This is a genomic window from Streptomyces sp. NPDC050534 (assembly GCF_044457745.1).
In the GTDB taxonomy this organism is placed as follows: Bacteria; Actinomycetota; Actinomycetes; order Streptomycetales; family Streptomycetaceae; genus Streptomyces.
Genome location: NZ_JBITHF010000006.1, coordinates 228712 through 247090 on the forward strand (window position 1 = coordinate 228712; position 18379 = coordinate 247090).

Consider the following 18379-nt stretch of genomic DNA (forward strand, 5'->3'; position numbering starts at 1 on the left):
GCCGTACCGGAGATCCGATGCCCGCGAAGCCCACGACGGACGCCGACGCCGCGTCCTCGGCCGTACCGGCTGATTCCTCCGCCGCGGACCCGGCCGCCTCATCCGCCGCCGTACCGGCCGAGGCGGTCACGCCCCTCGTCCGCGGGATCGCCGTGCTGCTGCGGCTGACCGAGGCGGGCGGGACGCTGAGCCCGAGCGGGCTCGAACGAGCCACGGGCCTCGCCCGCTCCACCGTCGACCGGATCGCCGCCACCCTCGCCCGCATGGGCTACGTCCGCCTCGACGGCCGGGACGTGGTGCTGGCTCCCCGCCTGATGGAACTGGGCAACGCCTACCTCTCCGCCCTGCGCCTGCCCGCGCTGCTCGACGCGCGCGCCGACGCCCTCGCCGACGAGCTGGACGAGTCGGTGTCGCTGGCGGTCGCCGACCGCGACGGCATCCGCTTCATCCACCAGGCCACCCGCCGCCGCGCGATGTCCCTCAGCTTCCGCATCGGCGACCTGCTCCCGGCCGAACGCACCGCGCCGGGCCCGCTGTTCGCGACGCTGTGGACGCAGCAGGAGTGGCGGGCGTGGCGGAAGCGCCGGTCGGCGGACCCGGAGAACCGGGCCTTCCCCGCCGTACCGCCTCTTCAACACGGCTTCGCCGACGGGGAGTTCGAGCGGCGATGCGCGGCGGCGGCCGCGGACGGCTGGGCGCTGGACGACCAGTTGATCGAACCGGGGCTGGTCGCCGTGTCGGTGCCGGTGCGGGATCCGCGGACGGGACGGATCGTGTGCGCGGCGAACGTGGTGAGCCACACCAGCCGGCACACGGCGGCGGGCCTGCGCGACACGCTGCTGCCGCGGCTGCGCGAGGCGGTGCGGGCCATGGAGGACGACCTGCGCGAGGTGCCGCCCGCGCAGCCGGCCGCCGCGCCCATGGGGCTCGCGGCCTGGACCGGGGCGTCGAAGCAGGAACTGGGCCGGGAGTTCGTGGAATCCCTGGCACGCGGCCTGACCGTGCTGACGTCGTTCGGCGAGGGACGCGCCGGACTGACCCTGACGGAGGTCGCGAGGGCGACGGGTCTGGCCCGCGCGACGGCCCGCCGGGCGCTGATCACGTACGAGCACCTGGGGCTGGTGCGCGCGCGGGGCCGCGTCTTCGAACTGACCCCGCGTGTCCTCGCGCTCGGCTTTCCGCCCCTGTCCCGTACCTCCCTGCCCGAGATCGCGGCCCCGCACCTGGCCGAACTCGCCGGACGCGTCCACGAGTCGGCCTCGCTCGCGGTGCTGTCGGGGGACGACATCCAGTACACGGCGCGGGTCGCCACGAGCCGCATCATGAGCGTGAACATCACACTCGGCACGCGGCTGCCGGCGTACGCGACGTCGATGGGCCGCGTCCTGCTGGCGGACCTGCCCCTGGCCGACCGCCCCCTCCCCCTCACCCTGCGCCCGTTCACCCCGCACACCCTGACCGACCCGGACGCGCTCGCCCGCCTCCTCGACGACGTACGCACCCGGGGCCACTCCCTCGTCGACGAGGAACTGGAGGAGGGCCTGCGCTCGATCGCGGTCCCGGTCCACGGCCGCGGGGGCCGGGTGGTCGCCGCACTGAACGTGGCCATGCACGCGGCCCGCCACACCGTCGAGGAATGCGAGCGGGACATCCTGCCGGAGCTGCGCGCCGCGGCGGACCGGATCGAGGGGGATCTGCGGGTGGCGGGGCGGTTCACCCGGGTGCCGGTGTCCTGACCGCCACCCGGAGCTACGCCGCCGCCGGCGGCACCACCGCTGCGAGGATCTCCTGCACCCGGTCCGCGATGTCCGCACGGTCGTCGAGGACCCAGGAGATGTGCTGGGCACCGAAGAAGGCCGAGACCAGGACGCGGGCCGTGGCCTCCGGCGAGGCGCCGGCGGGGAGGTGTCCCTCGGTCCGGGCCTGGCGCAGCCAGGCGGTGAGGGACTCGGTGTAGCCGAGATAGGGCATGGGCATCTCGGCGCCGATCAGCGAGCGTTCGATCTGGAGGCGGGCGCCCGCCTGGACCATGGTGTCGTCGCGGAAGGCGACGGCGGTGCGCTCCAGCAGCTCCGACACCGCCCGCAGCGGCGGCAGTTCGCCCTCCTCCACCTCCTGCCCGATGACGCCGAGCAGGTGGTAGAACTCATCGGCCACCGCCTGGGCGAGCGCCTCCTTGTTGGCGAAGTGGAAGTAGACCGCCCCCTTGGTCACACCCGCGAGTTCGGCCACGTCCTGCACGGTCACCGCGGGAAAGCCCTTGGTGGCGAACGCCTTTGCCGCCGCGTCGAGCACCTGCCCGCGGGTGCGTACGGCACGCTCCTGCTTCAGGCCCGTGTCCCGGTGGCGGGGGGCGGAGTCCCGGGCAGGCCGGGACCTGGAGGCGCTGCGTTCCACGGCCATGGCGTCCATCCTTTGTTCCTTGAAATATACCTTCGAGAATGTATTGTAAGTCGCGGCTCGATGAGCGGAAGCCTCGTGCCGATGTTGCTGTCTGCGTGAATGCATTCACTGGGGGTTCAGACCATGCATCAGCCTGCCGTCATACCTGTCACCACGGCCGTTTCCGGCGGCTCCGTCCTGTCCGGGAAGCTGCCTCTCAGCTATCTGCAGGCCGTCCCGCGGCACATGGTGCACCGCGCCGCCATCGCCGAGGTCTTCCTCACCGACGCGGTCCGCACGGGCGAGCACAGCTTCCTGGTCGCCGCCCAGTGGCCGCGCGACCACGCCCTCTACTCCCCCGGCACGGACGGCACCAGCGACCCGCTGCTGTTCATGGAGACGATCCGCCAGGCACTGGTCTACCTCGCCCACGCCCACTACGGCGTCCCGCTCACCCACCGGTTCATCGGCTTCGGGTCGGAGTTCGAGATCACCGACCCGTCCGCCCTGCGCGTCGGCGGTGAGCCCGCCCCCCTGGTGCTCGAAGCACAGTGGATGTGGGTCGGCAACCGCCCGCCGCACCGCTTCGGCATGCGTCTCGAGGTCGTCCTCACCGTGGGCGGCCGCGCCTGCGGCCGCGGTGCGCTGCACGTCGTCGCCGTGGACGACAAGCGGTACGCGATGCTGCGCGGCCGGGGCGCCAAGCCGCGCGGCGTGGCGGTGACCGGACCGGCTCCCCGCACGCTGCAGCGGGTGCACCCCTCCGCGGTGGGCCGGCTGCGCGCCAAGGACAGCGTGCTGGTGCGCGAACGCACCGAGGGGCCCTGGCAGTTGCTCATCGACGTGGAGCACCCGATCTTCTTCGACCACCCCAGCGACCACGTGCCGCTGATGGTCACTCTGGAGGGCTTCCGCCAGCTCGGCCACCTGCTGCTGCACCCCGGCGGCCCGGTCCCCGGCACCGGCCACACCCTGCTCGGCATGGAGGCCGACTGCCTGGCCTTCGGCGAGCTGGACCAGCCCATCGACCTGGTGGTCCGCGAGCGCGTCCCGGACCCCGGCACCGGCCGGACACGCCTCACCCTGGACGCCGTGCAGGGTGACACCCCGCTCGCCACCTGCCGCACCACATGGGCGGCCGTGGCTCACCGCGCCGCCGTCTCGCTGACGGCCTGACCGCCCTCCCCCGCCGAAGCCGCGTCCCACAACTCGCACACCCGCTCGGCCAGACCCCGCCGCTCCAGATCGGGCGCCGTGCAGTAGGCACCCACCAGGATCACGGCGGCGAGGTCGGCCAGCGAGGCCGTTGTCGGCTCCTCGCCCAGGGCACGCAGGTCCGCCAGCAGCCCGGGGGGTTCGGGTGCCGTGGGAGCCTCGTCCAGCACCAGCCGCAGCGCCGCGTTGAAGCGCACGTCCGACTCGACGCGTCCGGCCAGTTCGCAGCACAGGGCGCGCAGCCGCTCGCGCGCCGGGAGGTCCGCGTCCGCGTGCCGGGCGAGGATCTCGGCCGCCACCTCGTCGAGGTGGCTGGTCAGAGCCCGGGCCAGGTGCTCCTTGGAGGCGAAGTGGCCGTAGAGCGCGCCCTTGGTCAGTCCGGTGCGCGCGGCCACGTGCTGCAGGTTGGCGCGCGGGTAGCCATGGCGGACGAACTCGGCCGCAGCGGCGTCGAGGACCAGCTCATGAGTGCGGAGCGAGCGCGCCTGCTTCGCCATCGTGCGTCCCTTCGGTCGTAGCGGGAGGTGGGGGCGGCCAGGTTCTCAAAACAATACCTTCTTGAACGCACTTTTTTGGTACCGGATCCCGACAAGGAGCAAAGACATGCCCTCGACCTCCACTCTGCACACGGTCGCCGAACACGCCCGCCGCGCCGACACGGACGGCGCACTGGCCGCGGTGGTCGTCGCCGACCTGACCTCCGCCGGGCTGGCCCGCCACTTCGTGCCGCGCAGATGGGGCGGCACGGAGGGTGAGTTCACCTCCCTGTTCGACGAGGTGGCGGCCGTCGCCGAGGCCTGCACCTCCGCCGCATGGGTCGGCATGCTCTGGGCCGCGCACGGGCGCTTCGCCGCGCTGCTCCCCGAGGACGGGCAGCGCGAGGTGTGGGGAGCCTCGCCCGACGTGCGGATCTCGGCGGCGCTGACGCCACCGGCCGGACGGGCCGAACCGGTCGGCGGCGGCTGGCGGTTGACGGGCACGTGGGGGTGCGTCAGCGGGATCGGCAGCGCGCAGTGGGTGCTCGTGGCGGCCCCGGCGGCACAGGCGGTGCGCGTCTTCGCCGTGCCGGCCGAGGCGGTGGAGGTGCTCGACACCTGGGACGCCACCGGGTTGCGCGGCACGGGCAGTCACACCGCCGTGGTGCGGGACGCCTTCGTTCCGCACCACCGCTCCTTCCCGCTGCCCGAGTTGATGCGCGGCGGCGACGCTGCGGGCCTGGCCCGCTGCCACTCCGTCCCCGCCCAGCTGGCCGGCGGCCTGATGTTCTGCGCCCCGGCGCTGGGCGCCGCCCGCCGCGCGCTGGCGCTGTGGTCCGAGTGGGCGGCGGCCAAGGCGCCCGGCGGCGGGCGCCCGCACCACGACAGCGCAGCGGTGCGCGAGACGCTCGCCGTCACCTCCGCGCACATCGACGCGGCGGAGCTGCTGCTGCGGCGGGCGGCCCGCCGCGCCGACACCGAGGCCGTCGACGCGGCCCTCGTCGCCGGCAACCAGCGGGACGCCGCCGTGGCCGCCGGACTGCTCGCCGGCGCGGTCGACCGGCTCTTCCGCAGCGGCGGCCACCTCCGCGACGGCGGCGGCGATCTCAACCGGCTGTGGCGCGACGTGCACACGGTGGCCTCGCACGGCGTGCTGCGCCTGGAGCCGGTGGCCGCCGCCTACGCCTCGGCCACGCTCGCCGCCGACGCGCCGGCCCGCACCAGCGCCGCCTCCCGCTCCAGGTAGAAGCCGATCTTCCAGTCGAGGTAGCGCAGCGTGGCGGCGAAGTCCGCGGCCCGGGCACGCAGCACCTCCCGGTGATCCTGCAGCAGTTCGCGACGGGCGGCGATCGTCGAGTCGCCCGCCCGGTACAGCTCGACGTAGTGGTTCATGGCGGCCGGCGACATCCCGGTGCTGCGCAGGTGGTTGAGGAACTCCAGCCAGCGCAGATGGACCGGGCTGTAGGCCCGCACGCCGTACGGGTCCTCCGCGGCGCCCTCGATCAGTCCCTGGTCCTCGTACCAGCGCAGCGTCCCGGCGTCGAGGCCGCTGATGCGGACCACCTCCTCCAGGGAGTAGGTCTCCGTGTGCGGGGCGGCGTACGCGGTGGGGCGGTTGTCATGGGTGCGGGCTTGGGTCGTGGACATCGGTGGTCCTCCCGTTCAGTGGCGCCAGGACGTGGCGGCGCGGTGCGTGGTCAGGGCGGGGCGGTGCCAGGTGGGTACGGACCGGACGGGCGCGGGCTCCTCCGCGGCAGGCGTCCGCCGGGCCAGTTCCATCAATACGGCGGTGGCCGCGGCGAGTTCCTCCGCGGTCGGCTCGCCGCGCAGCACGCGCACGACGAACTCCTCGGTGCGGTTGCTCATACCGGCTGGTTCCCGTGCTTGCGGGAGGGCAGCTCGGCGTGCTTGGCGCGGAGCGCGGCGAGCGAGCGGATCAGCACCGCGCGGGTGTCGCGCGGGTCGATCACGTCGTCGACGAGACCGCGCTCGGCGGCGTAATAGGGGTGCATCAGCTCCGACTTGTACTCCGCGATGCGCCGCGCCCGCACCGCCTCGGGGTCGTCGGCGGCGGCGATCTCCCGGCGGAAGACGACGTTCGCGGCGCCCTCGGCGCCCATCACGGCGATCTCGTTGGTGGGCCAGGCCAGCGCCAGGTCGGCGCCGATGGAGCGGGAGTCCATCACGATGTACGCGCCGCCGTACGCCTTGCGCAGCACCAGCGAGATCCGCGGCACGGTCGCGTTGCAGTACGCGTAGAGCAGCTTGGCCCCGTGCCGGATGATGCCGGCGTGCTCCTGGCCGACCCCGGGCAGGAATCCGGGCACGTCGACCAGCGTCACCAGCGGGATGCTGAACGCGTCGCAGAACTGCACGAACCGCGCGCCCTTCTCGGAGGCGGCGATGTCCAGCACCCCGGCGGTCGCCGACGGCTGATTGGCGACGACGCCGACGACGTGCCCGTCCAGCCGGGCCAGCGCGCACACCAGGTTGGCCGCCCACCCGGGCTGCACCTCGAAGAAGTCGCCGTCGTCGACGATCTCCTCGATCGCCGCCCGCATGTCGTACGCCTGGTTCGGCTCGGCCGGCACCAGGTCGAGCAGCAGGTCGCAACGCCGCTCCGGATCGTCCGACGGCTCCTCGTGGGGCGGCAGTTCGCGGTTGTTGGAGGGCAGCAGCGACAGCAGATGGCGTACGTCCTCCAGGCAGCTCGCCTCGTCGTCGTAGGCCGCGGCGGCCACGCCGGAGACCGTGGCGTGCACGTCGGCGCCGCCGAGCCCGTCGTGGGAGACCTGCTCACCGGTCACCGCCTTGACCACGTCCGGGCCGGTGATGAACATCTGCGAGATGCCGCGCACCATGAACACGAAGTCGGTCAGGGCGGGCGAGTAGGCGGCACCGCCGGCGCACGGCCCGAGCATCACGCTGATCTGGGGCAGCACCCCGGAGGCGGCGACGTTCCGGGTGAAGATCCCGCCGTAGCCGGCGAGCGCCGAAACACCTTCCTGGATCCGGGCCCCGGCCCCGTCGTTGAGGCTGACCAGCGGCGCCCCGGCGGCGAGCGCCAGGTCCATCACCTTGTGGATCTTGGTCGCGTGCGCCTCGCCGAGTGCGCCGCCGAAGATGCGGAAGTCGTGGGCGTAGACGAAGACGGTACGGCCGTGGACGGTCCCCCAGCCGGTGACGACACCGTCCGTGTAGGGCCGCCGCGCCTCCAGCCCGAACCCGGTGGCGCGGTGCCGGCGCAGGGCCTCGATCTCGGTGAACGACCCCTTGTCCAGGAGCAGTTCGACGCGCTCACGGGCGGTCAGCTTGCCGCGCGCGTGCTGCTGGTCGCTCGCGCCGGGGCCGGGCCCCTCGTGCGCGAGCTCACATATGAGCTCCAGTTCGGCCAGGCGGGAGCGGGTGGTGTCGGGCGGGGGCTGCGGGAGGGCGCGTTCTTCCATGACGGTCATGCGATCCATCATGGAGCATTTAAATTCCTTCGTGAAGGTTTTTTAACGGGGCTTTGCCCGGCGTCCGGCCGGACATGCGGAAGCCCCGCGCCCCGGAGGGGGCGCGGGGAACCGCGCGACCGGCCACGACGGACGTGGGGCCTGGAACCGGCGGGCCGCCGAGCGCCTACGCCTTGGCTCCGTCCCGCTTGGTCACCCGCCGCAGCAGCAGCCCCGTGGCCGCGGCCGTGGTCAGCAGCATCACCACGCTGATCACGAAGCTGGTGTCGAAGCCCTGCTGGAAGTGCGACGTGTCCGCGATGAGGGCACCGAACGCCGCCACTGCGATGCAACTGCCCACCTGCCGGAAGGTGTTGAGCACCGCGGCCGCCGTGCCCGCCCGCTCGCCGTCGATGTTCTCCAGGATGGCCGCCGTCAGCGACGGCACCGCGAGCCCGCCGCCCAGGCCGATCGGGACCAGCAGCAGCACGGGGACCAGGTACGACGTGTGGTCGGTGACCGTCAGCATCAGCAGCGATCCGGCGGTCATGACCAGCTGACCGATCGTCATCGGCACCCACGCACCCTTGCGCGCCGCCAGCTTGACGCCCGCCATGTTGACGATGGAGATCAGCGCGCACATCGGGATGAACATCGCGCCGGTGCTGACCGGAGAGGCGCCGCGCACCTGCTGGAAGTACATGCCGAGCAGGAAGATGGCGCCGTAGAACACCGCGTTGATGCTGAAGCCGGCCGCCAGGCAGACGACCACCGTGCGGGACTTGAAGATGCTCAGTGGCACCATCGGGCGCTCCCGGCGCGACTGCGTCCACACGAACACGGCGGTCGCCACGGCGGCCAGCGCCAGCGTGCCCAGCACGTCCGGGCTGCCCCAGCCCGCGCGTCCGCCCTCGATCACGGCGTACGTCAGACCGGCCAGGGACGCCACCACGGAGAGCTGGCCGACCAGGTCGACCGGGGCCTCACGGCGCGGCGAGGCCTGGATACGGGTCAGCAGGGCGAGGCCGAGGGCACCGACGGGGAGGTTCAGGTAGAACACCGCACGCCAGCTCAGTCCGCTGGTGAGCATGCCGCCGACGACCGGACCGACGGCGACCGCGACGGAGCCGGCGGCCGTCCAGATCGCGATGGCCCGCGCCCGCTTGCCCGGGTCGGAGTAGGTCTGCCGGATCAGCGCGAGCGAGGCCGGCACCATCAGCGCCGCGGCGCCGCCCTGCACCATGCGGGCACCGATCAGCGTGCCCAGATTGGGCGCGACGCCGCAGGCCAGGGAGGCCACGGTGAAGGCGGCCAGGCCCCAGGCGTAGGCGCGGGTGGCACCGATCCGGTCCGAGAAGGTACCGGCCGACAGCATGAACGCCGCGAACATCAGCGTGTAGCCGTCGACGATCCACTGCAGGTCGGCCATGGAGCCGCGCAGGCTGTGGGAGATGGCCGGCAGGGCCACGTTGACGACCGAGCCGTCGAGGGAGATGACGAAGAAGGCGAGCAGCGCCGCCGCGAGGACGGTGGTGGTGGAGGACCGCTGCGGGGCGGACGGCTCACCGGCCGGTACGACCGGGGTCCGGTCGGTCCGGTCGGTCCGCGCGGACCGGGTCAGGATGGCCATGGGAACTCTCCTTGGAAAAAGCCGGGTTGGCGGGGGGGGGAGGGAGGAGGAGCGGGGGCGAAGCAGGGGGCGGAGCGCGGTCAGGCGTCGGCCGGCGCGGCGCGGCGGCGGCTGAGTTCGGCGAACTCGGGGTTCGTACCGAGCACTCCGCCCTCACCCCAGCGGTTCTGAGGGATCTCCTGGATGTAGACGGTGATCTTGTCGAGGGGCGCCCCGATGACGCGGTGCACCGTGGCGGTGAGCTCCTCGACGAGCTCCTGGCACTTCTCGTCGGTCTGGTTGGGCCACGTGGTCATGGAGAGGATGGGCATGGCGAAGCTCCTTGGGGCGTAAGGGACTTGGGCGCACGAGAGTTGGGTGTACGAGGTGGACGTACGGGTGCCGGTCGCATGGGGGCCGTGCGTACGGGTGCCGGTCACATGGGCCGGGCGTACGGGTGCCGGGTGTACGGGACTCTCGGCTGTGCGGGGTCTTGCGGGTGTGTTTTGCGGGCGGGCGAAGCTCAGGTCCGCGCCTGGTGACGTGCGGTGCGCGGAGGGGCCGGAACGTCGGGCGGGCGGCTGGTCGGGCGAGCCGGGCGGGCGGGCTGGTCCGGCGGGCGGGTCGGACGAGCCGGTCGGGCCGGTCGGTCGGCCTGGTCGGCGGCTACAGCCCGGCCGACGCCCCGCCGTCCAGAGTGAGCGCGGCGCCCGCGATGTGACGGGCGGCCGGCGAGAGAAGGAAGGCGGTCAGCCGGGCGACGTCGGCCGGCTCCGCGAGCCTGCCGAGCGGGGTCCCGGCGGCGACCTGGGCGCTGACCTCATCGGCGGAGGCGCCAGTGCGGTCGCCGATCGCCTTGGCGATCTCGTTCCACAGCGGGGTGCGCACGGCGCCGGGGTCGAGCACGTTGACCCGGACGCCCTTGCGGCCCAGGTCCTTCGAGACCGCCTTCGCGAAGGCCGCGAGGGCGGCGTTGACCGCGCTGTTCACCGGGAAGAGCGGGTCGGGGTCCTTGCGGAAGACCCCGCTGACCAGCACGACCGACCCGCCGCCGGCCGCTGCCAGCGGGCCGGCCAGTGCCCGGGTGAGCCGGACCGCGCCCATGAGCTTGCCGTTGAAGGTGGCCTGCCACATCGCGTCGGTGGCCTCCTCCAGTGGGGCCAGTGGGCCGTCGCCGGCCGTGTGCACCAGCCCGTCGACCCGGCCGAGCTCGGCGACCAGGGCGGCGGCCGTGATGTCCACGGAGGCGGCGGAGTTGATGTCGGTCTCGTACGGGACCAGCCGGCCGGCGCCACCGGTGCAGGCGTCGATCTCGGTCCTGGTCCGCTCCAGGCGGTCCGCGTCCCGGCCGAGCAGCACGACAGTGGCGTCGGACCGGGCCAGCTCCTCGACCACGGCCGAACCCATGCCGCCGGTGGCGCCGCTGACGACGATGACGGGGGCGGTGGTGTGCACGGCTTCCTCAATTCCCGGGACTGTGCCCCTGGTTGACGGTTCATCAGGCCATGCCGGCGACCCGGGTGAAGCGGGTGCGGCTTGGTGATGAAGAAGGTAGCCGGGTTCGGGAGCGGGCGCAACCATCTAGTTGGTTTTTGAGAACCATCCAGTTGGTTTCAGCTCTCCGGCCAGCAAAAAGGGAGCCCGGACGATTCCGAACTCCCTTGTCCCGCAAGGCGGAAGGGCCTCGCTCTGCGCGGCCCTCGGAGGCCGGCGCCCCTCAGACCGACCCCTGCAGCACGTTGTCGATGATCGAGTGCCCGTGCGCGACGACACTCGCCCGCAGCAGCGCCCAGCCCGACTCGGTGTCGCCGTCGGGCCCCAGCATCAGCCGGCGCTGCTGCGGCACGATGAAAGGCCACGACGCCACACCGATCAGGGCGATGAGTGCCCGGGCGGCCGCCGTGGGGTCGTCGATGCCGAGGGCGAGGCTGAGCGCGGCCGTCTTGTGGACGTAGTACGCCTCGCGCTCCTTCTCGTCCGGGATCGGCTTGTCCCGGTAGTGCAGCCCCTCCCAGGCCAGCAGCCGCACCAGGTCGGACTGGCGGTGGTAGTCGAAGACCTCGCCGACGTAGGAGCGCAGCCCCTCCTCCGTGGTGGGGATGGGGACGGCCGCGGACATGTGCGCGTAGACCTTGGTCATCACGGCGGCGAACAGGGCTTCCTTGTTGCCGAAGTATGCATAGATCCGCTGCTTGTTGACGCCGGAACGCTCCGCGATGCGATCCACGCGCGCACCCGCGAGACCGTGCTCGGAGAACTCCACCTCGGCGGCCTCCAGAAGCTTGGCGCGGGTCTGCTGTCCCTTGGGTGTCTCAGCCATGCCATGAGCCTAGTCCACCCGGAAACCAACTGGATAGTTCTAAAAAACCAACTAGATGGTTGCGTCCACGTCCAAGGTGCTCTACGTTCTTCACATCGGCCCCGCCACCCCGGAGAAACCGGCGCGGAAGAGGCGGCAGGCCCCGCACGTCAGCTGTACCTGTTTCGACGCTCCTCCCGTCCGCGGCCACCCTCGGGTACGGCCGCCCCATCAAGGAGAAACGCATGTCAGCCACGGCCGCCCCCCGTACCCTGCTGCTCGTCGGTGACCGTTTTGTCGGATTCGCCGCACAAGATGACGTCCTCACGGTCACGCAGTTCACCGACGAGATGCACCTCGGGGTGTACTCCTGGGACACCCTCCCGATCCGGGTCCGCGCCGGCCAGGGCGTCACCCGCCGCGAGTGGGAGCTCGTCCGCGAACAGGCCCTGCTCCTCGGCCTCGCCGAGCGGCTGGAGTTCGACTTCCGGGAGCCGGCGCTGGCCGGCCGCGGCGAGGCCCACAAACACCGAAGCTGCAACACCCTCATAGCCGACCTCAGGCGGGACGGCGAGGACCTGTTCTCCGCGACCCTGCGCGTCCACAACGACAACGAGCTGCTCATCGACCACCAGACCGGCGAGCACGTCCAGGGCATGGTGGTCGTCGAGGCCGCACGGCAGATGTTCCTCGCGGTCAGCGAGCGCTACCACGCCTCGCGCCATCGCGACCGGTCGTACTACTACGTCATCGAGTCGCTCAACACCGACTTCGAGAACTTCCTCTTCCCGCTCGACGCCACCATCGTCTACCACACCCTGCGCGCCGAACTCGACGACCCGGGCCGGCTCTCCTTCGCCGCGGAGATCTCCCTGCACCAGGCCGGTCGCCGCGCCTCGATCACGACCGTCACCTACACGGCCTTCGACGCGCCGGTCATCGAGGCGAAGGAGCATCGCAGGGCGCAGTACGCCGTCGAGCACACCGTACGGACCGCACAGCAGGCGGCCGCGGCGGCGGGGGCCGCGGCCACCGGGCAGCCGGTACTGGTCGGCGCCTGAGTCGGCGCCCGCTCAACTCCCCACGTACGCACATCACTTGCAGAACCACACTCACCACTTCACGCAGCGACACCCACATTCAAGGAGAACCGCCATGTCCGCTTCCGCCGCCCTCATCACCGCCACCGAGCTGTTCGCCAAGCCCGAGCAGATCGACGCCGTCGCCGAGGCCTGGCAGCGCCACAACGACGCGTCCCGCTTCGAGGGCCGCATCCTCTACCGCGGCCTGGAGAGCAACTCGGTCCTCGAACTCGCCCCCATGGACGGCTTCGAGCACATGGAGGAGCTGCGGGCCGACTGGTGGAAGCTGTGGGAAGCCGTGGGCCCGCTGGGCGAGGGCGACTTCCGCCGGCAGTTCCTGCAGTTCGTCGAGGCGCCCAAGCCGGCCGCCGGCGCCCTGCCCGACACCCGGTACGTGCAGATGCGGCACGTCGAGGTCGTGCCGCGCGTCTACCGGCAGTACCGCGCCTGGCGCGAGGAGACCATCTTCGACGTCGTGCGCACCTCGGACGAGGTGAAGAGCTTCCAGGCCTTCCACTCGCTGGCCAGCACCGAGCCCGGCGTGATGTTCGTGTCCGGCTTCGACGCGGACCCGGCGACGTACATGGAGGCCTTCACCTCCCCGCGCTACCAGCAGATCGTCCGCGAGGCCGGCGACACCTACATCACCGGGGGCGACAACGGCCTGTACACCCGCATCTACGAGCGCGTCACCGCCGCCTGACCCCTCGCCCCTCCCCCGACGGCCGGCCGCGTGACCCCTCCTGCAAGGCGTCCCGCGGCCGGCCGTTCGCATCCGGACCCAACCGGCTCACAGAAACCGACCACCGGCCCACCGGCCTCGACCGGCCTTCGTCCGGCCCGTGCGACCGACCGGCCACCCTCTCTGTCTCGACCTGCCTCAACCGGCTTCGAACCGGCGAAGGAGCACCCGCCATGACCATCTCACCCGTGGCCGCCGCACCCGTCGCGGCCGCCCCCATGACCCGGACCTACGACCTGAGCGTCACCACACAGGGCCCGCTGTACCCGCCCAGCGAGATCGTGGACGAGAACGGCGACTTCGTCGTCATCGGCCGCGTCAACCGCCCCGGCGCCGACGGCACCACCGTCTCCGAGTGGGGCGGCGCCGTGGTCTCCCCGGACAGCCCGCTGCCGCCGCTGGGGCAGAACCTGCCGTACGGCATCGTCCGCGAGCTCGACCTCGCGGACCCCACCGGCCCGGACGCCCAGGTCCAGCTCTACACGCTGCCCCTCCCCCTGCCCTGCAACAACTACCCGATGCTCTTCGCCCCCGAGCAGCGCCCCGACGCGCACGACGTGCGGCGACCCAGCTATCCGCTGCACGGCGCGCCGATCCCGGACCTGCGCGAGGAGGACGGACCGAAGGTGCGCGAGCCGATCACGCTGGGCCAATGGGCCAAGGCACGGGGCCAGTTGGAGGTCCAGGTGCCGGCGCACCGGCGCACCGCCGACTTCTCCTTCGCCTTCACCGGCCTGATCCCGGACAGCCTCTACACGGTCATGTCGCTGCGCGAGCACGACCTCGACCCGGCGGGCCCGACCCGCCCCGGCCCGCTCGGCGTGCCGAACGCCTTCATCAGCGACAGCAACGGCATGGCCCACTACCGGGCGACCCTGCCCAACCCCTTCCCGGCTCCGGGCACCCTCGGCGCGAACCGGGTGATCAACGTGGTCGTGCTCTGGATGAGCTACCAGCAGAACTACGGCGGCGCCATCGGCCACTTCGGCCTCGGCGGCGACATCCACGCCCAGCTGAAGCTGCAGGGCCCGAGCTTCGGCGAGTTCACCACCACCCCGGCCAACTGACCTGTCCCCTCGCACCGTTCGAAGGAGAGACCCACCATGGACGACAACAACCCGATCGGCATCATCGCGACCGGCTCCTACCTGCCCGCCACCGTCGTCGACAACGACGAGGTCGGCGCGGCGGCGGGAGTGACCGCGGAGTGGATCGAACGCAAGACGGGCATACGGCGACGGCACCGCGCAGCGGCCCACGAGGCGACTTCGGATCTGGCGGCGCACGCGGCCCGGCAGGCGCTCGCCCAGGCAGGCCTGGAGGCCGACCAGATCGCGTACGTCGTGGTCGCCACCTCCACCCCGGACCATCCCCAGCCGGCCACGGCGGCGATCGTGACCGACCTCATCGGGGCCCGCCGGGCCGCGGCCTTCGACGTCAACTCCGTGTGCAGCGGCTTCATGTTCGCGCTGACGGCGGCCGAGCGCATGCTGCGCGCCGAACCGGTGAGCGCCGGGCAGGGACCGTACGCCCTGGTGATCGGTGCGGACGTCTACTCCCGCATCCTGGACCCGGCGGACCGCAAGACGGCCATCCTGTTCGGGGACGGGGCCGGGGCGGTGGTGCTCGGCCCGGTGCCGGCGGCCACCGGCGGCATCACCACCAGCCTGACCACGCGCGGCGACCAGCACCGGCTGATCAGCGTGCCGGCGGGCGGCAGCAGGCGGCCGGCGTCGGCGGACACGCTGGCCGAGGGCGCGCACTGGTTCACGATGGACGGGCGCGGGGTGCGCGGTTTCGTGCAGGAGAACCTGCCCGGTGCGGTCCGTACGCTGCTGGCCAAGGCGGACGTACCGCCCCGCGCGGTCCGCCACTTCGTGCCGCACCAGGCCAACGGCGTGATGCTGGCCGAGGTCTGGCCCGAGCTCGGCCTGGACTCGGCCCGCATGCACCTGGCCTTGGCCCTGCACGGCAACACGGGCGCCGCCTCCGTCCCGATCACCCTCGATCTGGCGCACCGACGGGGCCTGTTCACGGAGGGCGACCTGACCGTCCTGTCCGCCTTCGGCGGTGGCATGTCGGTGGGCTCGGCCCTGCTCCGCTGGGCCCCGACCCGGCACGCCCGCCCGGCGAGGATCCCCCGGCACACGACCGCCCCGACGGCACCGCTGCCGGAGCCGGCACTGGCCGGGGCGAGGTAGCGCGGCGGTACGGCCACACCCCCGAAGCCCTCATGGCAAGCAGCGGAGACACGAACGAAGACCCCCGAGCCACCAGGAGATACGACGATGCCAACACCGAAGACCCTGCCGAAACCGACCCAGTTCACGACGCCGGCCGCAACTCCGCCGACAACACCGAGGCAGGCCCTCCCCCGCCTCCATGTCCTCTCCAACGGCACCCTGGCCTCCGTCCGCCGCGACGGCAACCGGTACCTGCTGAGCACCGGGCCGGAGCCGAAGAGGCCCGTCCTACGGCTCGCGGGAGACGCCGACGACGCCGGGCTGGAGCCGCACATCTGCCGGAGCATCGACTGAGCGCAGACGAGTTCGGGGACGGGAGCCTGAGCCCGACCGTCCCCGAACCGACCGTTCATTCCCCGGCTTTCACCCGTAGCCCCTCAGCCCAGCGGCAGGGCGCACTCCCCCGAGCAGGCGTCGGAGTGCTCGTCCCGGCCCATGGACCAGCAGGCGAGCGCGCATCCGGAGACGGCGGCCACGACCGGCTCCGCGCGCCGGGCGAGATAGGCCAGTACGGCGGGAGCGTCACCGACGCCCCGAGGGTGCCCGACGCAGTCGAGCATGGGGAAGTCGGAGGGATGGTCACCGTAGGCGTAGCAGTCGCGCGGGCTGACGCCCGGGTACTCGGCGAGCATGCGCAGCACGACCGCGCGCTTGCCCTCGCCGATCACGGGTTCGGCCACGTCGCCGGTGTAGCGGCCGCCGATCACGAGGGGCGAGGTGCACAGGACGTGCCGGGCGCCGACCCGTTCGGCGACCGGATCGAGACACGGCGCGAAGGACCCCGAGACGAGCACGACCTCGGCGCCGGCGGCACGGTGCCGGTCCAGTTCGGCGACGGTGGACGCGATGAAGAACCCCGGGTCGGCCGCCGCGAGCGAGAACCACTCCCGCCCGAGCTCGGCCATCTCGGCCGCGCTCTCACCGGCGTACGAGCGGTAGTAGGCCCGGTTGACGTCCTCTCGGGGCGCTCCCGCGGCGGACTGCCGCCGCAACTCGCCCGCGATACGCCGATACCGCTCCTCCCCCTCCTCCCCGTACCGTCGCACCAGCTGGAACCGCAGAAACTCGAACATGCTCTTGCAGTCGATCAACGTCTCGTCGACGTCGCAGAACACGAGATAGGCAGGCCGATGCCCACCGCCTGCCGGCACGCCCGTGCCGATACCTGCCACCACCGTCATTCCGATGACCTCCCCCTTGGGGCCCGACGCGATACCGGACCTCGAAAACATTCCTTCGAGAAGGTATCACCAAGCCCGGGACTGCGGGGAGGATTCGACGACGGGCCGGCCACCCGCCCACTGACCTGCCCCCAGCGCCCAACCCGACCAACCGCCCAGCCCCCACAGCGCCAGCCGCTACACTGTGGTCGGTGGCACAGCTGCAGGTCAGCCCTGCCGCCGCAACAACGCCTTCGTAGCTCAGGGGATAGAGCACCGCTCTCCTAAAGCGGGTGTCGCAGGTTCGAATCCTGCCGGGGGCACCAGGCCAGAGGGGCCTCACCTACGAACTTTCGTAGGTGAGGCCCCTCTGGCATCTACGGCTGACATCGACGAGCGCGGTCACTGACGACCGGGGGCGCCTCCTGAGCAGGCGGTCCATGTGGCTCACGGCCTCACGTTGGGCGTCCTGAACGACGTGCGCACGTAGAGGGGCGGCATCGGCCCCCAAGGCCACAAGGTAGCTCTCGGGGACCGACGACCGCGGTCTCGTCAGATCGCCCTTCGGGCCCCCGTGCTCATCACATGCGCCGGGCGCTCCTGCGCGCCAAGAATTCCGCGGCGACCCCGACCAGCAGAGCAAGGCTCAAGCCCAAGACCCCTGCGTTGATGACCGAGGGACCCTGGGACCATGCCCAGGCGCAGCCGACCGCGAAGGCCACGGCTACGGCGATGCGCCCGGGAGTTCCGCTGACCGCAAGCAGTGGAGTCTGCCCAGCCATGCGCCGACGGTACTTGAGTACGACGATCACCGCGGCAACCAGCACCAGGATGGTCGGTCCTGCAAAGCTGTCCATAACCTACGTGTGCCCTCTCTGTTTCTCCGCAGCGTACGGCGGACCTACTTGCAGTATCCGCCCTTGTACTCGTACGGGAGGAAGGTCGGCACCTTCACCTCAACGCACTTGCCGTCGGAGCCCGCGTTCCAAGCCACCCGGGATATGTTCGCCGCGTTCAGGATGCCGTAGGCATCGAACGGCGGCGGAGCGGCCGCGAACAACACGGCCACGAACCCGGCGTTGGAGGCGAGGTGGGCTGTCTCCTTCTTGTTGAAGTAGACCGTTCCGCTGATGATCCCCCACGTCCACTTCGGGTCGGCGACGATGGGGTACGCGGCGTTCGCCCCGGGTTCTACGACCTGGGTGACGGTGTCTCCCTCGACCCGGTAGGACGTCGGCACCGGCGCGCCGTTCGCGTCCTTCGCCCAAGGCGTCTCCAGCCCACCGGTGATCTTTCCGGAGGCGTCGAAGACGACCAAGCCGCCCTCGGCGGTCTGCCGTATCGTGGCGCCCTCCGGCAGAGTCAGCTTGAACGACTGCTGCCGCGGAGCGTTGGCGTCTTCCAGGGTGAAGAGCGCGCGGAAGCCGCCGTCTGTCGTCGCCTGCGCGGCAGTGGAGACCGAGTCATCGCGGCCGGCGAAGACGGCCGTGCCGCTTGTGCTTGAGGCTTCCTTCTCGCCAACTCCGGGAAGGGCAAGCTTGATGGTGTCCTCTCCCTTGGTCGCGCTGATCGGATCGTCCGCGCGGGTCGGAAGTGTCACCTGGGCGCCCTCTGCAGCAAGAGTGCCCGAGCCCTTGAGGATCTCCTGCGTGCCCGTCGCCTTCTCGATCACCGTCGATGGTGTCGCAGTGCGCGATGGCGTGTCAGCCATGGCGCCGGGCGCAGTGAACATGGTCA

Annotated in this window: 20 protein-coding genes and 1 tRNA gene; 9 read left to right on the forward strand and 12 right to left on the reverse strand. The window is 71.8% G+C overall.

The features are described from left to right. The first annotated feature begins 17 nt into the window (after positions 1-17). Complete coding sequence (locus ACIBN2_RS21110) at positions 18-1736, forward strand: IclR family transcriptional regulator C-terminal domain-containing protein (protein WP_399136120.1); 1719 nt, start codon at positions 18-20, stop codon at positions 1734-1736. Positions 1737-1749: 13 nt separating this feature from the next. Here ACIBN2_RS21110 and ACIBN2_RS21115 read toward each other — a convergent pair whose 3' ends face one another. Continuing rightward, positions 1750-2412, reverse strand: a complete 663-nt coding sequence (locus ACIBN2_RS21115) for a ScbR family autoregulator-binding transcription factor (protein ID WP_399136122.1) — start codon at positions 2410-2412, stop codon at positions 1750-1752. A gap of 114 nt (positions 2413-2526) precedes the next feature. Here ACIBN2_RS21115 and ACIBN2_RS21120 point away from each other — a divergent pair, with 114 nt between their 5' ends. Beyond that, complete coding sequence (locus ACIBN2_RS21120; RefSeq protein ID WP_399136123.1) at positions 2527-3558, forward strand: ScbA/BarX family gamma-butyrolactone biosynthesis protein; 1032 nt, start codon at positions 2527-2529, stop codon at positions 3556-3558. Here the strand turns inward: ACIBN2_RS21120 and ACIBN2_RS21125 are convergent. After that, positions 3528-4094, reverse strand: a complete 567-nt coding sequence (locus tag ACIBN2_RS21125; RefSeq protein WP_399136125.1) for a TetR family transcriptional regulator — start codon at positions 4092-4094, stop codon at positions 3528-3530. The two genes, ACIBN2_RS21120 and ACIBN2_RS21125, sit on opposite strands and share 31 nt — an antisense overlap. Before the next feature lie 106 nt (positions 4095-4200). Here ACIBN2_RS21125 and ACIBN2_RS21130 point away from each other — a divergent pair, with 106 nt between their 5' ends. Further along, positions 4201-5319: an acyl-CoA dehydrogenase family protein gene (locus ACIBN2_RS21130; RefSeq protein WP_399136127.1), complete on the forward strand. Its 1119-nt coding sequence runs from the start codon at positions 4201-4203 to the stop codon at positions 5317-5319. On the opposite strand, the gene ACIBN2_RS21135 is transcribed toward ACIBN2_RS21130, so the two are convergent. From ACIBN2_RS21135 to ACIBN2_RS21165, 7 genes are all read right to left on the reverse strand, one after another. After that, positions 5253-5720: a MerR family transcriptional regulator gene (locus tag ACIBN2_RS21135; protein ID WP_399136129.1), complete on the reverse strand. Its 468-nt coding sequence runs from the start codon at positions 5718-5720 to the stop codon at positions 5253-5255. The two genes, ACIBN2_RS21130 and ACIBN2_RS21135, sit on opposite strands and share 67 nt — an antisense overlap. Before the next feature lie 15 nt (positions 5721-5735). After that, positions 5736-5939 carry an acyl-CoA carboxylase epsilon subunit gene (locus tag ACIBN2_RS21140; protein WP_399136131.1) on the reverse strand — a complete coding sequence of 68 codons (204 nt, stop codon included), beginning with the start codon at positions 5937-5939 and terminating at the stop codon, positions 5736-5738. After that, the gene (locus ACIBN2_RS21145; protein ID WP_399136133.1) at positions 5936-7528 is read right to left on the reverse strand and encodes an acyl-CoA carboxylase subunit beta; all 1593 of its coding nucleotides are present in this window, start codon (positions 7526-7528) and stop codon (positions 5936-5938) included. The genes ACIBN2_RS21140 and ACIBN2_RS21145 overlap by 4 nt, the downstream gene beginning before the upstream one ends. Before the next feature lie 166 nt (positions 7529-7694). Further along, complete coding sequence (locus ACIBN2_RS21150; RefSeq protein WP_399136135.1) at positions 7695-9137, reverse strand: MFS transporter; 1443 nt, start codon at positions 9135-9137, stop codon at positions 7695-7697. 80 nt (positions 9138-9217) lie between these two features. Then, positions 9218-9448, reverse strand: a complete 231-nt coding sequence (locus ACIBN2_RS21155; RefSeq protein ID WP_108008478.1) for a tautomerase family protein — start codon at positions 9446-9448, stop codon at positions 9218-9220. A gap of 334 nt (positions 9449-9782) precedes the next feature. After that, positions 9783-10571: an SDR family NAD(P)-dependent oxidoreductase gene (locus tag ACIBN2_RS21160; RefSeq protein WP_399136137.1), complete on the reverse strand. Its 789-nt coding sequence runs from the start codon at positions 10569-10571 to the stop codon at positions 9783-9785. Between the two features lie 262 nt (positions 10572-10833). Beyond that, positions 10834-11436, reverse strand: coding sequence for a TetR family transcriptional regulator (locus tag ACIBN2_RS21165; protein WP_393868458.1), 603 nt, complete (start codon positions 11434-11436; stop codon positions 10834-10836). A gap of 224 nt (positions 11437-11660) precedes the next feature. On the opposite strand from ACIBN2_RS21165, the gene ACIBN2_RS21170 reads away from it, so the two are divergent. The 5 genes from ACIBN2_RS21170 to ACIBN2_RS21190 all read left to right on the forward strand — a co-directional run bounded on the left by ACIBN2_RS21170 (position 11661) and on the right by ACIBN2_RS21190 (position 15776). Next, a complete protein-coding gene (locus tag ACIBN2_RS21170; RefSeq protein WP_399136139.1) occupies positions 11661-12476 on the forward strand; it encodes an AfsA-related hotdog domain-containing protein in 816 nt (271 codons plus the stop codon). A gap of 94 nt (positions 12477-12570) precedes the next feature. Then, on the forward strand, positions 12571-13200 hold the full coding sequence (locus ACIBN2_RS21175; RefSeq protein WP_399136141.1) for a hypothetical protein: 630 nt from the start codon (positions 12571-12573) through the stop codon (positions 13198-13200). A 212-nt stretch (positions 13201-13412) separates the two neighbouring features. After that, positions 13413-14306 (forward strand): hypothetical protein, encoded by an 894-nt coding sequence (locus ACIBN2_RS21180; protein WP_399136143.1) that lies wholly within the window; start codon positions 13413-13415, stop codon positions 14304-14306. Positions 14307-14342: 36 nt separating this feature from the next. Then, positions 14343-15440 (forward strand): 3-oxoacyl-ACP synthase III family protein, encoded by a 1098-nt coding sequence (locus ACIBN2_RS21185; RefSeq protein WP_399136145.1) that lies wholly within the window; start codon positions 14343-14345, stop codon positions 15438-15440. An 87-nt stretch (positions 15441-15527) separates the two neighbouring features. Next, on the forward strand, positions 15528-15776 hold the full coding sequence (locus tag ACIBN2_RS21190; RefSeq protein ID WP_399136146.1) for a hypothetical protein: 249 nt from the start codon (positions 15528-15530) through the stop codon (positions 15774-15776). Between the two features lie 83 nt (positions 15777-15859). Here the strand turns inward: ACIBN2_RS21190 and ACIBN2_RS21195 are convergent, their stop codons facing one another. Further along, a complete protein-coding gene (locus tag ACIBN2_RS21195) occupies positions 15860-16663 on the reverse strand; it encodes an HAD family hydrolase (protein WP_399136148.1) in 804 nt (267 codons plus the stop codon). A gap of 229 nt (positions 16664-16892) precedes the next feature. On the opposite strand from ACIBN2_RS21195, the gene ACIBN2_RS21200 reads away from it, so the two are divergent. Then, a tRNA-Arg gene (locus ACIBN2_RS21200) sits at positions 16893-16968 on the forward strand. 255 nt (positions 16969-17223) lie between these two features. Here ACIBN2_RS21200 and ACIBN2_RS21205 read toward each other — a convergent pair. Further along, positions 17224-17499, reverse strand: a complete 276-nt coding sequence (locus ACIBN2_RS21205; protein ID WP_399136150.1) for a hypothetical protein — start codon at positions 17497-17499, stop codon at positions 17224-17226. A gap of 44 nt (positions 17500-17543) precedes the next feature. After that, on the reverse strand, positions 17544-18314 hold the full coding sequence (locus tag ACIBN2_RS21210; RefSeq protein WP_399136151.1) for a hypothetical protein: 771 nt from the start codon (positions 18312-18314) through the stop codon (positions 17544-17546). Between the last annotated feature and the right edge of the window lie 65 nt (positions 18315-18379).